General features: G+C 70.0%; 11 protein-coding genes. 5 read left to right on the top strand and 6 right to left on the bottom strand.

Going from position 1 to position 13,687, the window contains the following annotated elements:
- The first annotated feature begins 1 nt into the window (after window position 1).
- Entirely contained in the window at window positions 2-1,414 is a 1,413-nt protein-coding gene (locus tag ACIBJH_RS17800; RefSeq protein ID WP_399117775.1) for an RICIN domain-containing protein, read from the top strand.
- A gap of 8 nt (window positions 1,415-1,422) precedes the next feature.
- Here ACIBJH_RS17800 and ACIBJH_RS17795 read toward each other — a convergent pair whose 3' ends face one another.
- On the bottom strand, window positions 1,423-2,496 hold the full coding sequence (locus tag ACIBJH_RS17795; protein WP_399117774.1) for a pectinesterase family protein: 1,074 nt from the start codon (window positions 2,494-2,496) through the stop codon (window positions 1,423-1,425).
- A 39-nt stretch (window positions 2,497-2,535) separates the two neighbouring features.
- The gene (locus tag ACIBJH_RS17790) at window positions 2,536-4,215 is read right to left on the bottom strand and encodes a rhamnogalacturonan lyase B N-terminal domain-containing protein (RefSeq protein WP_399117773.1); all 1,680 of its coding nucleotides are present in this window, start codon (window positions 4,213-4,215) and stop codon (window positions 2,536-2,538) included.
- A 187-nt stretch (window positions 4,216-4,402) separates the two neighbouring features.
- Between ACIBJH_RS17790 and ACIBJH_RS17785 the strand changes: the two genes are divergently transcribed.
- Together ACIBJH_RS17785 and ACIBJH_RS17780 are read left to right on the top strand one after the other, a co-directional pair.
- Window positions 4,403-5,446: a rhamnogalacturonan acetylesterase gene (locus ACIBJH_RS17785; RefSeq protein WP_399117772.1), complete on the top strand. Its 1,044-nt coding sequence runs from the start codon at window positions 4,403-4,405 to the stop codon at window positions 5,444-5,446.
- A gap of 87 nt (window positions 5,447-5,533) precedes the next feature.
- On the top strand, window positions 5,534-7,240 hold the full coding sequence (locus ACIBJH_RS17780) for a DUF2264 domain-containing protein (protein ID WP_399117771.1): 1,707 nt from the start codon (window positions 5,534-5,536) through the stop codon (window positions 7,238-7,240).
- On the opposite strand, the gene ACIBJH_RS17775 is transcribed toward ACIBJH_RS17780, so the two are convergent.
- Window positions 7,185-8,759, bottom strand: a complete 1,575-nt coding sequence (locus ACIBJH_RS17775) for a hypothetical protein (RefSeq protein ID WP_399117770.1) — start codon at window positions 8,757-8,759, stop codon at window positions 7,185-7,187. The genes ACIBJH_RS17780 and ACIBJH_RS17775 overlap by 56 nt on opposite strands.
- 170 nt (window positions 8,760-8,929) lie before the next feature.
- Between ACIBJH_RS17775 and ACIBJH_RS17770 the strand changes: the two genes are divergently transcribed.
- The gene (locus ACIBJH_RS17770) at window positions 8,930-9,352 is read left to right on the top strand and encodes an NUDIX hydrolase (RefSeq protein ID WP_399117823.1); all 423 of its coding nucleotides are present in this window, start codon (window positions 8,930-8,932) and stop codon (window positions 9,350-9,352) included.
- On the opposite strand, the gene ACIBJH_RS17765 is transcribed toward ACIBJH_RS17770, so the two are convergent.
- From ACIBJH_RS17765 to ACIBJH_RS17755, 3 genes are all read right to left on the bottom strand, one after another.
- The gene (locus ACIBJH_RS17765; RefSeq protein WP_399117769.1) at window positions 9,339-10,064 is read right to left on the bottom strand and encodes a hypothetical protein; all 726 of its coding nucleotides are present in this window, start codon (window positions 10,062-10,064) and stop codon (window positions 9,339-9,341) included. The genes ACIBJH_RS17770 and ACIBJH_RS17765 overlap by 14 nt on opposite strands.
- A 22-nt stretch (window positions 10,065-10,086) precedes the next feature.
- Window positions 10,087-11,430 carry a hypothetical protein gene (locus tag ACIBJH_RS17760; RefSeq protein WP_399117768.1) on the bottom strand — a complete coding sequence of 448 codons (1,344 nt, stop codon included), beginning with the start codon at window positions 11,428-11,430 and terminating at the stop codon, window positions 10,087-10,089.
- Window positions 11,431-11,680: 250 nt separating this feature from the next.
- Complete coding sequence (locus ACIBJH_RS17755) at window positions 11,681-12,262, bottom strand: TetR-like C-terminal domain-containing protein (protein WP_399117767.1); 582 nt, start codon at window positions 12,260-12,262, stop codon at window positions 11,681-11,683.
- Between the two features lie 126 nt (window positions 12,263-12,388).
- On the opposite strand from ACIBJH_RS17755, the gene ACIBJH_RS17750 reads away from it, so the two are divergent.
- On the top strand, window positions 12,389-13,669 hold the full coding sequence (locus ACIBJH_RS17750; protein WP_399117766.1) for a YhgE/Pip domain-containing protein: 1,281 nt from the start codon (window positions 12,389-12,391) through the stop codon (window positions 13,667-13,669).
- Window positions 13,670-13,687: the final 18 nt, after the last annotated feature.

Here is a 13,687-nt window from a genome sequence, read left to right as displayed (position 1 = left end):
GATGAGACGTGCGTACGCCATCCTGCTCGCCCTGGTCTGCGTCCTGGCCGCCGCCCTGGCGACGGCGGGCCCGGCCCAGGCCGCCGCCCAGACCATCACCAACGGCGTTCAGTTCACGGACACTTCGGGCAACGCCCTGCACGCGCACGGCGGCGGGGTGATCAAGGTCGGCAGCTACTACTACTGGTTCGGCGAGGACCGCAACGCCGACAACACCTTCAAGTACGTGGACGCCTACCGCTCCACCGACCTGAAGAACTGGGAGTTCCGCAACCACGTCCTGACCCAGTCCAGCGCCTCCGAACTCGGCACCGCCTACATCGAGCGGCCGAAGGTCATCTACAACGCGTCCACCGGCCAGTTCGTGATGTGGATGCACAAGGAGAACGGCGTCGACTACAGCGAGGCCAGGGCCGCCGTCGCCGTCTCCTCGACCGTGGACGGCAGTTACACCTACCAGGGCAGCTTCCAGCCGCTCGGCGACAACATGTCCCGGGACATCACGACCTTCGTCGACACCGACGGCACCGCCTACATGGTCTCCGCCGCCAACGAGAACTACGACCTGCACATCTACAAGCTCACCGCCGACTACACCGCCATCGACAGCCTGGTCGCCAACCCGTGGGTCGGCGGACACCGCGAGGCACCGGCCCTCTTCAAGCGCAACGGCGTCTACTTCATGCTGACTTCGGCCGCCACCGGCTGGAGCGCCAACCAGCAGCAGTACGCCACCGCCACCAGCATCACCGGCCCCTGGACGGCCTTCACCAACGTCGGCGACTCCACGGCATACAACTCGCAGACCGCCTACGTCCTCCCGATCACGGGGACTTCGGGCACCTCCTACCTCTACATGGGCGACCGCTGGGGCAACTCCTTCGGCGGCACGGTCAACGACTCCCGTTACGTCTGGCTGCCGTTGACCTTCCCGACCACCACCTCGATGTCCATGGCGTCCTGGTACCCGGAGGTGTCGATCGACACGGCCGCCGGCACGATCACCGGGACGAGCGCGACGTACAACACGCTCATCGCCCGCAACAGCGCCAAGTGCGCGGACGTACCGAACCAGTCCCTGTGGCAGGGCATCGCGATCAGCCAGTACACCTGCAACAGCGGCACCAACCAGAAGTGGTGGTTCAAGGACCTCGGCACCGGCTACTACGAACTCATGGGCCGGGGCAGCTCGTTGTGCCTCCAGGAGAACTCGACCAACGTCACCCAGGAGAACTGCACCGGCGCCACGACCCAGCAGTGGAGCCTGACCACGTCCGGCAGCTACGTCCTGGTCAAGGCGAGGACCAGCGGCGAGTGTCTCGACGTGAACGGCGCGTCCACCGCCAACTCCGCCGCGATCATCACGTACACGTGCAGCGGGGCGACCAACCAGCAGTGGACGCGCGGTAGTTGAGAGACCGATTACCGGACCGGACTCCAGCCGTCCGTGCCCGCCAGATACTTCTGGGCCGTGTAGTTCGCGGCCTGGGAGTCGGTGAGCTGCGGGCGGTTGGAGTTCACCGTGGCGCCCGCGCCGGTGTTCTTGTACTCGAAGAAGCGGGCGTTCTTCCAGGAGTAGCCGCTCATGTCCGTCCAGGGCCCGGCGACCTTCACGGCGGCGGGCAACGAGGTCTGGCGGACGACCAGTTGGCCGACCGCGTCCGCCGTCGGGTGCCAAGGGCGGCCCAGGTAGTACGTGTTGGCCGCCGCCGAGCTGGTGATCGAACTGCCGGTGACCAGGAGGCCGTACGTCTTCGCGGAGCTGGTGTTGGGCGCCGACAGGAAGCCGTTGAGACCGCCCGCCGCCGCGCCCGAGTTGCGCAGCTGGATGTTGACACGGTCGTAGACGGCGGTGGCGTTGCCGAAGACGAAGTCCACGTCGCCCGATATGAACGACGAGTAGAAGTACTGCCGGTACTGGCCGGTCGACGAGGGCGACCAGTTCAGGACGGTGTCCTGGCGGCTGATGAACCGGTCGTTGGTGAAGGTCTGCCGGTCGCCCTGCGCGGTGATCGCGACGGCCTGCGTGTCCGTGATGTCGGGGTGGGCCGCCTTGTCGAAGGTGTTCTGGACGGTGATCCCGGTGACGGTGAGACCACTCGCCGAGAACGTGGCCACCGAACTCCCCAGCGTCCCGTACTTGTTGCCACTGGCGTCGGTGTAACCGGCGGCCCGGTCATAGGTGATGACGACGTCCTCGGCGTTGCCGGTGGCGCCTTGGATGGTCAACCCGGTCTTCCCGGAAGGGACGTTGACGATCTCCGCGTACGTGCCCTTCGCGACGGAGATCGTGTCTCCGGCGGCCGCCGCGTTCACGGCGGCCTGCACGGTGGTGAAGCGGCCCGAACCGTCCTTGGCGACGGTGATGACGGTGGCGGCCCGTGCCTGGGTCACCAGCGACACCACGACCAGCCCGAGGGCGGCCGCGGCACCGGTCGCCACGGCGGCGGCTCGACGCCGGGCGGGGGAGCGGCGATGCGTGTTCGGCTCAGTCATGCCTACCAGTCGCCGTCCCCCGCCCGGAAGTTGCCGCCCCTAGGCGAGAAGGTCGATCGCGTCGATCGACGTGCCGGCGCTCAGGAACGACGTCGATCCCGAGCCGCTCGCCACATAGATCTTCAGCGTGTTGTAGGCGCTCGCGTCCGTCAGCCAGGCGGACGCGGGGACGCTGTACGTGAACGTGTTGTTGTTGCCCCGGTAGGAGCCCACGGTCAGCGACCGGGTGCTCGGCTGGGTGGGCGGCGACGGGACGGCCGAGGTCCAGGTGTCGTTGACCACGATCTGCGGCCGGCCGTTCGCGTATGCCGTCGTCACGCCGATGCGCAGGGTGTGCGCGGCGGCGAGCTGAGCGGCCGTCAGCCTGAAGTACACCATGATGCCGCTGTTGACGTCCTTCCACAGATAGCAGGGGAACGCCGAGGTCTCCGTCCCGCTGCCGATCACGACATTGCCGGTCCAGGACGCGGCCCGTACGTCCGAGGGATGCGCGTACGTCATCAGGTCCGCGTTCTTGAACCCGCCCGGTGTGCCGTCCCAGTTGCCGATCCGCCAGATCGCGCTCGCGTTGGACGGGTCGTTCGAGGAGGGGATCGCGATGCTGTTCAGCGTCGTCGTGCCGCCCGCCGTGACCGCCACCGACCCGGTGTGGACGGCGAGTTCACCCTTGAACACGGTCAACATGTAGGTCCCCGGCAGGACTCCGGCGATGGAGAAGTAGCCGTCCGAGGCCCGCGCCGAACCCCAGTACTGGGCCGCCGAGTTGGCGAGCCCGACCGTGTACGCGTACGCCGTGTCCCGCCCGGTGATCCCCACGCCCGCCACCCGGCCCCTGCCGCTCGCGGCCGTGTACCCGGAGATGCCGAGCGAATCGGCCCACGAGGTGGTGAGGTTGGCGTGGTAGAGCGAGGACGCGGGCGCGCCGCCGTCCGTGAACGCGATGACGTACGGCCCCTGGAGACCGAAGCGCTGAGCCTCCGTCTGGTTCTCGCCGTAGTACAGGATCTCGTACAACCCGCCGCCGTCCGCGCTCTGGTGGCGCAGCAGGGAGCGGTAGAACGGGCCGCCGGACGCCTTCTCGTGGTTGCTGCGCACGACCCACAGGCCGACGCTGCCGGTGGTCCAGCCGATGTAGTCGTAGTCGATGACGCGGTTCTTCGAGTAGTGCTTGGAGCGGGTCTGGCCGTCGGACTTCGCGAAGACGTCGGCGGACTCGATGGTGGTCGGCGCGTAAGTGTAGGAATCCGGCTGGTCGTTGAGGAACAGGCCGGCCTTGACGCGCACGATGTAGCGGGTCGCGCTGACCGAGGTGTCGGCCTTGTTGGTCCACAGGTAGACGTTGTTCTCGCCGCTGCGGGCCGCGTAGTAGTGCTTCAGGGTGCCGTGCGTGACGGAGATCAGGATGGTCGTGCCGGACTGCGCGATCGTCACCGTGGACGCGCCGAGGCCGGACTCCACATGCGAGTTCATGCCGCCGTAGCCCTGGTACTCGGTGCCCTTGTAGACCAGCGAGGTCAGATCGCCGTTCGTCTTGCTGACCTCGAAGACGAGACTCGCGCCGGTGTCGACGACGTAGTTCGAGCCGTCGTCGGTGTAGCCGAAGCTCGCGGCCGAGGCGGTCTCGGCGAGCGGCCCGGCGAGCGCCGCCGTACCGGCCACGGCCGCCGTGCCGAGGACGAAGGTGCGGCGACGGACCGGTCTGTTCACAGAACCGGACATGGGGGTGCCTCCTTCGGGAGGTGGGGGTGCGGGTGCTTTGGAGGGTGACAGTTGAATCGATTTCGCGAAAGGGCTTTCGCAGCCTGGGAGTCGGTGAGGAAAGGAAATCCGGCACGGGTCTAGAAAGCGCTTGTCCGGAGCGGTACGGTCCACCGCCAGGCCATGTCGTCGGACGGAGGAGCCACGGATGAGACGTTTCAACATCGCCCTGCTGGCCGCGGTGACCCTGAGCACCGCCCTGTCGGCCGCCCCCGCACAGGCCCACGACCGCACGCCCCCGCTCGGCATCGCCAACTGCACCGCCACCGCCTGCCACTTCGACGTCCCGCCCGGCACCTACGACGTGACGGTCCGCCTCGGCGGCGAGAGCGCGGCGAGCACGGCCGTCACCGCCGAGACCCGGCGCTCCCTGCTCCCCGAGACGGCCACCGCCGCCGGGCAGACCGTGACCCGCAGCTTCACCGTGAACGTCCGCACCCCCGAGGGCGAACCCACCGGCCCCGACGGCACCCCCGGCCTCGACCTCACCCTCGGCGGCGCCGCTCCCGCCCTCGCCGACATCAGGGTCACCCCCGCCCGCCGTGCCCACCAGATCATCCTGATCGGCGACTCCACGGTCTGCGACCAACCGGGCGACCCGTATTCCGGCTGGGGCCAACAGCTCCCGCAGTTCCTGCGCAAGGGCGTGTCCGTCGCCAACTACGCCGATTCCGGGGAGAGTACGGTCACCTACCTGGAGAATCCCTTGCTCTGGGGCACGGTTGAGCCGCTGATCCGCCCCGGTGACCTGGTCCTCGTCCAGCTCGCCCACAACGACAAGACGACCGACGAGGCCACCTACCGGGCGAACTTGGAAACCCTTGTAACGGGTATACGGGACATGGGCGGTCGTCCGGTTCTGGTGACACCGATCGTCCGACGCTGGTTCAATGCCGACGGCACACTGAACAACGGCACAGCACTGCTGGTGAACGGACTCGGCGTGGACCTGCCGGGCGTCATCCGCTCGGTCGCCGCCGCCGAGGGGGTAACACTGATCGATCTCACGGCGCAGACCAAGGCGCTGGTGGAATCGCTGGGAGTGGAAGGCTCCAAGGCGATCTATCTCTACAACGAGAAAAAGGACAACACGCACACCTCCGTGCACGGTGCCACGGTGTACGCGGGCCTGGTCCGCGACGCACTCGTCGCCGGGCATCTGCTGCCGGAGGACCGGGTACGGGTGGGTTGAGACCCGAAAGACCCCTGGGGCGTTCCGACCGGAACCGGGGCGCCCCAGGCTTCACCCGCCGCACCCGTCGCCCGTGAGAGTGAGCCGATGCAACTGCCCGCCGACGACCGCGTGTTGAGCCCCCGCACCGGCTACACCCGGGCCCACTGGGAGACGGCCGCCGACGCCCTCCTCGCCGCCGTGGAGCCCTACGCCACCGAGGACCGCGCGCTCTACCACCTCCCCGGCACGCACACCAGCTGGTCCGGCAGGCTCTCCGACGGCCTGGAGGGCTACGCCCGCACACTCCTGCTGGCCGCCTTCCGCCGCGACGAGACGGCCCTGGAACGCTACGCCGACGGACTCGCCGCGGGAGTCGCGGGCGTCTGGCCCCGCATCGAGGACCGCGGCCAGCCCCTGGTCGAGGCGGCCTCGATCGCCCTCGCCCTACGCCTCACCCGCCCCCTCCTCTGGGATCGCCTCGACGAGCCCGTACGACAGCGCGCGGCGGCCTGGCTGGCAGACGCCCTCACCGCCCAACCCTGGCCCTGCAACTGGGAGTTGTTCCCCGTCACGGTCGGCGGCTTCCTCCAGGAGATCGGCCACGAACCCGACGCCTCCGGCAAGGCGATCGACCGGGGCCTGTCGCGCATCGAGGACTGGTACGTCGGCGACGGCTGGTACACCGACGGCGACGGCCGCAAGTTCGACTACTACAACGGCTGGGCCATGCACCTGTACCCGGTCCTGCACGCCTGGCTCGCCGACGACACCCGACTCCTCGACCTCTACGGCACCCGCCTGGAACGCCATCTCGCCGACTACGCCCGCCTGTTCGGCACCGACGGCGCCCCCATGCACCAGGGCCGCTCCCTCACCTACCGCTTCGCGACGACGGCTCCGCTGTGGCTCGGTGTGCTGACGGGCCGCACACCACTGGCCCCGGGTGAGACCCGACGGCTGGCCTCCGGGGCGCTCCGCTACTTCCTCGACCGGGGCGCGGTGGACGACCGCGGCCTGCTGACCCTCGGCTGGCACGGCCCCAACGAGGCGGTCCTGCAAGGCTATTCGGGCCCCGCGTCCCCGTACTGGGCCGGCAAGGGATTCCTCGGCCTGCTTCTCCCACCGGACCACGAGGTCTGGACGGCGGTCGAGGAACCGGGCCCGACGGAACGAACGGACGCGACCAGGGCGATCGCCCCCGCCAACTGGCTTCTCCAGTCGACGAGTTCGGACGGCCTGGTCCGCCTCCACAACCACGGCAGCGAGGACGTCCGCTACGACCCGTACTACACGCGCCTCGCCTACTCCACGGCTACGGCGCCCTCGTCGTCCTACGACAACAGCGTGTTCGTGGGCGGGGATCCGAGCCGGACGGGGATCGTGCCGTTGGGGGTGGGGGAGGGCTTGGTGGCCTCCCGGCACACGGCGGCTTCCGGGGCCCGGGTGACCAGCGTGGTGATGGCCGAGGGTGCGGTGGAGGTGCGGGCACATCTGGTGGTGGGCGCCGCTGCCGGGACGCCGGTGCGGGTTACGGGCTGGTCGGCGGAGGACGGACTGAGCGCCGAACTCGTGTCCCTGCACGGCCTGTTGGACGGTGAGGGTGTCGTCGGTGACGGGCCCACCCTGTTCGTCGTCCTGGTCCGGCTCACCGGTGAGCCGGACCCCCGTCCCCTCGCGGAACTGGTGTCCGTGGAGGTCGACGGGGATCACGGCGTGTCCGTTCGCTGGGCCGGCGGCGGGCGCGTGAACTACCGGTTCACGGAGTCAGCCGGGCGATCCGGAGGCTCGTGGCGGTCGGTGACGCCCCGGTGAGCGGGCTCGCGTAGGTCGGGGTGACCGGTGCGTACGCCCAGGTCAGTGTGCCGTTCTTGAGGACCGCCATGTCACCGGTGATCCGGGCGCTCACCACCTTGTCCGCGCTCTGGAACTTGCCGTTCCAGTCGATGAGCCGCAGGTGGGTGCCCGTGAAGGTGCCGGTGCAGGTGCCGGCCGCGCACTTGGCGCCCTTCAGGGACTCCCAGGAGACCAGGAGGCGGTCCTTGCCGTACGGGGCGATGTGCACGTTGACGTTCTCGGTGCCGGCCGCGCTCGTGAGGTAAATCGCCTTGCCGGGGCCGGAGTTGCGGTTCGCCATGAAGGCGACGGCGACCTGGTGGGTGCTCGTCTTCGGGGTGACCGTCCAGCCGCGCCCGCTGGAGTCGGCGGAGTTCTTCTTGGCCGAGGCGGCACCGCGGGAGGCGAAGGCGGTGGCGTACCGGCCGCTCGCCGACTTCACCAGGTCACCCGTGCGGCCGGGGAAGGTACCACCGCAGTACCCTGCCCAGCACTGCTCGCGCTGCACGACCGGCGCCACGTCCGGGGCGCCGATCCCGGTGGAGACGAACAGACCCGAGCGCCAGTCGTCGAAGCAGAGCGAGGTGAACGCGCCGGTGGTCTCCGCGTGCAGCGCGATGCCCTCGTTGTGGCTGCAGCCCCAGCTCCAACCACCGCTCAGCTTCGCGCCCTTGGCGCTGATGTACGCCAACTTGTCGCCGAAGTGGCCGTCCGCGAAGCCGCCCGCGCCGTGCACCACGAAGTACGCGCCGTACTTGCTGCCGTTCCAGGTGAGTTGGCCGTCGAGACCGGGGGAGGTGTCGTTGGAGGCGGTGCCGGTGAGCTTGGTGCGGAAGGTCTGCCTGCCGTTCGTGTAGCGGATGATCGCGGCGGCCGTCTCCTTCCACTTGTTGGTGTCGGCCACCCGGGTGAGCAGCGCGAAACCGTCGTTGTGCGCGACCAGACCGCCGACCTCCTTGGCACCCTTGACGACCGTGTCGGCGCCCGAGCGCACTCCGGCGGTGTTCAGTGGGGTGACATGGACTCCGTCGGCGGCCGGCCAGGCCACGCGCAGGGTGCCGTTGGGTGCCACGGCCGTGGTGGTGCGGGTCCACTGGCGGGTGTTGTTGTAACCGGCCGTCAGATAGGGGAACTTGGCGGCGAGCGCCACCGTGGTACTGGTCGGGGTGAGCGTGCCGGTCACGGTCTTGGCGGCGGCGGCCGGGGTCTTCGCGACCGCCTTCGGGGTGGACTTCGCGGGGGAGGCGGTCGGGGTCGTCGTGGCCGCGGTGGATGCGGAGCCGTCGGTGCCGGCGTCGTTGGACGGGGAGGCCGAGGTGGTCGTCGTCCCGGCCGCGGTCGAGGTGCCGCTTCCGCTGCTGCCGCTGTCCGTCGCCGCGGTCGCGTACCACGCGCCGCCCAGCAGGGCCGCGACGGCGAGCGAGCCCGCGAGCGGCTTGCGGGCGATGCGGCGGGGCTCGCGGCGACGGTGCGAAGTGGTGCGTCTTGCGTTGGTCATGCCCCCAAGTCGCCGCCCGCGCGAAGGAGGTTGCCGTGGTGCCTGTCGCAATGTTCTGGAGGTGAGACCGGCTCCACAGACCGGGCGGGCGGATCCTGGTACGTTGGATGCTTTCCTGGGTATCAGACCCTTTGGACTCATCTCCGGCGAGGGACCGAGGAACCATGACCATGGACCCCGGCGAGAAGCGGCTGGCCGCTGCCGTCGTGATGGACGACGACGGGTGCGTGCTTCTGGTGCGCCGCAGCGCGACCGAGCGATTCCTGCCCCGGGTGTGGGGCGTCCCCTGCGGGAAGCTGGAGCCGGACGAGCGGTCCGAGGACGGCGCGCTGCGCGAGCTGAAGGAAGAGACCGGGCTCCTCGGCGAGATCGTCCGCAAGATCGGTGAATCGTCCTTCGTCAGCGAGTATCAGGGCCGCGAGACCAAGAACTGGCAGGACAACTTCCTGGTCAGGCCGCTGACCCGGGACATCACTCTCCCCGAGCCCGATCAGGCGTACCGCTGGCTGCGGCCCTCCGAGCTGGCCGACTCCGGCCTCGACATCGACGCGTACAACCTGGACGTCGTACAACAGGCCCTCACGAACTTCTGAGCGACTCCGCGAGATCGTTCAACGCGCCGAGATAGTCCTTCACATCGAGCGGCACCTTCGCCACCGCGCCCGGATGCGGGCCCGCGGCCGTGAACACGTCGGTGTGGCGCCGCCGTTCGGCCCCCGTCTCCAAGAACAACGTCACCGTCGGTGCGTCCGTGTCGCACCAGGCCCGGTGCAGGACATTCGCCGGCAGGGCGTAGGCGCTGCCCGCCGCGTACTGGCCCACATGCGTCAGCCGCAGCCGCGCCGGTCCCGTCGGCCGCAGCGTCCAGTCGGCACTGCGCTCGGCGAGGGACTCCTCGTACCGGTCCGCAGTGATCCCACCGTCGCCACGCGCCTCGTACAGCTCCATCGCGAGCCGCCCCCGCACCACGTAAGAGGCAAGCGGGGAACGGTGGTTGTGGATGTCCTCCGCGCCGATCGCCGCCGCGTCGGGATGCCAGAGGTGCGCGCGCAGCATGTGGCGGGGGCCGCCGTCGATCAGCAACAGCTTGTCGAAGCCCAGGACATGACGGTACGACAGCCCGGCGCAGTGCTCGGGATCGCCCTCGCCGGAGGCGAGTTCGGCCACCAGCTCCAACAGCCGCTCGGGAGAGCCCAGTTCGGCGATGACGGCACGGGCCGCGGTCACCGTCTCGTGGTCGGACAGGTCGCCGTCCAGCGCCTCGGTCAGCAGCCGTCGCGCCGCCAGGATCTGCCGACCACCCATGCACTCACTCCCCGACTCGCCCTCACACCGGCCTCGTTCGAGTATCCGGCGTATCCGGTCTGTACATCCATACGGCATGTGCGCGCAGCGCCGAAAGCCCTTGATAGGTCATCCAGATCGGTTGGCGCAGTTCTTCCGTCGTCGTGAACATGGACCCGTCCCGGCTCCAGGACCAGATCCCGTCGGTCTGTGCCGCCCACACCGCGCCCGCCGCCCCGTTCAGCCGCTCCTGCCAGGCCTCCTCCAGGCCGTCCTGCCGGGCGATCTCCAGGGCGCCGGGGGTGAGCAGGGCGCGCAGGATCCAACTCGCGGTGAAATGGCGGACGTTCAGCACCTCGTGGTGCGAGGAGTCGTCCGGGTGACGGCGGCGCACCTCCTCCCGCAGGTTCGCCAGATCGGCGCAGGCGTCGTGCGTGGTCGCCGGGCAGGCCAGCAGCCAGCGCACCCCGTCCTCGCGCGCCGCACGCTCCACCGGCCCCTCGCCCAGTACCCGGGCCGCCCGGTCCAGGGCCACCACGGCCTGCGCGGTGTGCACGGCGGAGGGCTGCGCGGGCTGCCGGACGACGGGTCGGCCCGGGTGCGCGGGCCACGGCAGTGCCGACAGGCGGTGGCTCCAGCAGCGGCGGTGCTGGCGCTGCGGGTCGGAGAGCGCGCCGTCGACCAGGGCCTCCCGCAGCACGGGAAGGATCGGCGCGTCCGGTGCCGCGCGCAGCAGCCCCCGCATCACGGTGGTCACGACATGGGTCAACGCCCGCCCCGTACTGTCGAGTTCGGGCGTGAACCCGGCCTCGCAGCGTGCCACCTCGTCCGCCAGCCGCTCCCGCGAGGCACCCGCCCGGGCCAGCGCGCCCAGCACCATCGCGGTGACCTCAGGGCGGGCCACCGCCCCCTGCGAACGTGCCGACCAGCCGCCGCCCTGCAACCGCAGCCGCCACAGCGTGTCGATGAGATCGCCGGTGTGCAGCCGTCCGTCCGGCACGCCCAGGTCCAGCACGATGTGCAGGCCGTACGCCGTGGCCAGCGAGGTCGGCCGGGCCGGGCCGTCCATCTCCAGGAGGGAGTGCGGCCAGCCGATGAGACGGCCGCGCACCGGGTCGTCGACCTCGGCGACCTGGGCGACGAGGGTGTCGTAGGCCGAACCGAACACCTGTGGCAGCGGGCCGGGGACGGCCGGTGCCGGGGGAGCGGGGGCGGTGAGCGGTGCGGGGCCGGCCGTGCGGGCCCGGAGCAGGGCCGCCGCCAGCCAGGTCATCCCGGCGGTGGCGAGGCCGCTCAGCCCGGAGATCAGATACTTGGCGGGCGCGCCGTCGATCGAGTCGGGCAGCACCTCGAACAGGAACTGGAACACCGCGTATCCGGCGGCCACGCACCCGAACCGGCCGAGCCAGCCCACGAACCGGGCCGGCGGACTCCCGCCCGGCGGCACCGGACCGGGCGCGCCTGGCGTTCCCGGCGTTCCCGGCGTTCTCAAGGGACCACGTCCGAGCTGCTGTTGAGACAAGTCGCGCTCCCTCCCCCCCAGGGTGGCACGTGGCATTCGCGAAGCTTCCAGTCTAAGTGGTCAGCGATGCGCCTGGGGCGCGGACCGGAACCACCGTCTCCGTGAGCCGTCTCCGTCAGCCGTCCGCGGCTTCGCGCGGCCAGTGCGTCAGGGCCGTGTGCAGCGCGTCGACCACCCGCTCCCACGACCGCCGCACATCACGCGGCGCACCGAAGCCTCCGGTGGACTCCAGGGCGCAGTAGCCGTGGAACGTACTGCGCAACAGGCGTACGGCGTCGGTGAGATCGGGTTCCTCCAGGCCGTAGGCGCGCAGCAGGCCGTAGGTGATGTCGGCGGTGCGGCGCAGGGCGGGGGAGGCGGCGACCAGGGACTGGTCGATACGGATCTGGGTGGCCGCGTACCGGCCCGGGTGCGCCAGCGCGTAGGCGCGGTACGCGTCGGCGAACGCGGCCAGCGCGTCCCGGCCGGAGCGGCCCTCGACCGCGACGGCGATCCGGTCGACCAGCTCGCCGCCCGCGAGGAACGCGACCCGGGTGCGCAGGTCCTGGAGGTTCCTGACGTGCGAGTACAGGCTCGCGTCCTTCACGCCGAAGCCGCGGGCCAGCGCGGACAGGCTGACGTTCTCGAAGCCGACCTCGTCGGCGAGGTCGGCCGCCGCCGCCACGACCCGGTCGGCGGTGAGTCCCGCACGCGGCACCGTGGACCACCACCTCTCCGTGACCTGCGAAAACCGAGGAGGCCAGAGTAGTCGCAGGCAACAAGTGGGACGTCCGCCGTGTTTCCACACCGCCACCGCCGGATTCCGGCACCAGACTTGACCACCATGGACGACGACTCCGGCACCCCCGCCCCCACCGGCCTCCGCGCCACCGCACTCCTCGGCCGCCCCAAGCTGTGGCTCATCCCCACCGTGCTGACCGGCCTGCTCGCTTTCCTGCTGTCCCTCCTCTACATGGGCGGCATCGTCAACCCCAACCGCGAGCTGAACGACCTGCCCATCGCCCTCGTCAACAGCGACACGGGCAACCCGCTCCCCGGCCAGCGGCAGAACCTGGGCACCCAGATCGCCCACTCCATCGTCACCGACACCAGCAGCCGCGCGGCCGGCTGGCGCCAACTCACCAGAGCCCAGGCCCAGCAGGAACTCGACTCCGGCAAGGTCTACGGCGCTCTTGTCATCCCCGCTGGCTTCACGGACTCCGTCGCCGCGCTGACGACCACGAACGCCACCGCCCGGCCCACGATCACCGTGCTCACCAACCCCGGCAAGGGCAGCCTCGGCTCGTCCCTCGCGAGCAAGATCTCGACGACCGCGGCCCAGCAGGCCTCCCTGACCATCGGCAAACAGCTCATGGCGGCGGCCACGAAGGCCGACTCCACGCAGAAGCTGCTGCTGGCCGACCCGGTGCGGATCGCCACCCAGGTCGGCCACCCCATCGGCAACAACAGCGGGATCGGCCTGACCGCCTTCTACTACACCCTGCTGCTGGTCCTGGCCGGTTTCATGGGCGGCAACGTCATCAGCAACGGCGTCGACACGGCCCTCGGCTACGCCGACAACGAGATCGGCCCCTGGCACACCCGCCGCCCCACGGTCCCGATCAACCGCACCCAGACCCTCCTCCTGAAGATGGTCATGACGGCCGGCATCACCCTCCTCAGCGTCTCCCTGATCATGCTCGCCAGCGTCAGCATCCTCGGCATGGACGCCACGCACATCCCGCTCCTGTGGATCTACTCCTACTGCGCGGCCCTCGCCGTCGGCATCGGCGTGCAGGCCATCAACGCCGCGTTCGGCGGGATCGGCCAGCTGGTCTCCATGTTCGTCTTCATCGTCCTGGGCCTCCCCTCCTCCGGTGCCACCGTCCCCCTCCAGGCCGTCCCCGGCTTCTACCGTTTCCTCTCCCACTTCGAGCCCATGCGCCAACTCAGTGACGGAGTAAGGGCGATCCTCTACTTCGACGCCCGCGGCGACGCGGGCCTCACCCGCGCCTGGACCATGATCGGCGTCGGTGCGGCGATCGGCCTGCTCTTCGGTTTCGCGATGGTCCAGTACTACGACAGGAAGGGGCACAAGCGGCTGACCCCGCAGCCGATGGCCTGAGGGTCGACTGGACGGCCA

It is taken from the genome of Streptomyces sp. NPDC050548, from assembly GCF_044457385.1.
GTDB lineage: Bacteria > Actinomycetota > Actinomycetes > Streptomycetales > Streptomycetaceae > Streptomyces.
Note: the sequence above shows the minus strand (reverse complement) of the source record. Positions and strands in the feature narration are given on the sequence as shown.

Excerpts from the sequence above, each read along its gene's own strand:
- ACIBJH_RS17800 (WP_399117775.1), top strand. The coding sequence starts at position 2 with ATGAGACGTGCGTACGCCATCCTGCTCGCCCTGGTCTGCGTCCTGGCC.
- ACIBJH_RS17795 (WP_399117774.1), bottom strand. The coding sequence starts at position 2,496 with ATGACTGAGCCGAACACGCATCGCCGCTCCCCCGCCCGGCGTCGAGCC.
- ACIBJH_RS17790 (WP_399117773.1), bottom strand. The coding sequence starts at position 4,215 with ATGTCCGGTTCTGTGAACAGACCGGTCCGTCGCCGCACCTTCGTCCTC.
- ACIBJH_RS17785 (WP_399117772.1), top strand. The coding sequence starts at position 4,403 with ATGAGACGTTTCAACATCGCCCTGCTGGCCGCGGTGACCCTGAGCACC.
- ACIBJH_RS17780 (WP_399117771.1), top strand. The coding sequence starts at position 5,534 with ATGCAACTGCCCGCCGACGACCGCGTGTTGAGCCCCCGCACCGGCTAC.
- ACIBJH_RS17775 (WP_399117770.1), bottom strand. The coding sequence starts at position 8,759 with ATGACCAACGCAAGACGCACCACTTCGCACCGTCGCCGCGAGCCCCGC.
- ACIBJH_RS17770 (WP_399117823.1), top strand. The coding sequence starts at position 8,930 with ATGGACCCCGGCGAGAAGCGGCTGGCCGCTGCCGTCGTGATGGACGAC.
- ACIBJH_RS17765 (WP_399117769.1), bottom strand. The coding sequence starts at position 10,064 with ATGGGTGGTCGGCAGATCCTGGCGGCGCGACGGCTGCTGACCGAGGCG.
- ACIBJH_RS17750 (WP_399117766.1), top strand. The coding sequence starts at position 12,389 with ATGGACGACGACTCCGGCACCCCCGCCCCCACCGGCCTCCGCGCCACC.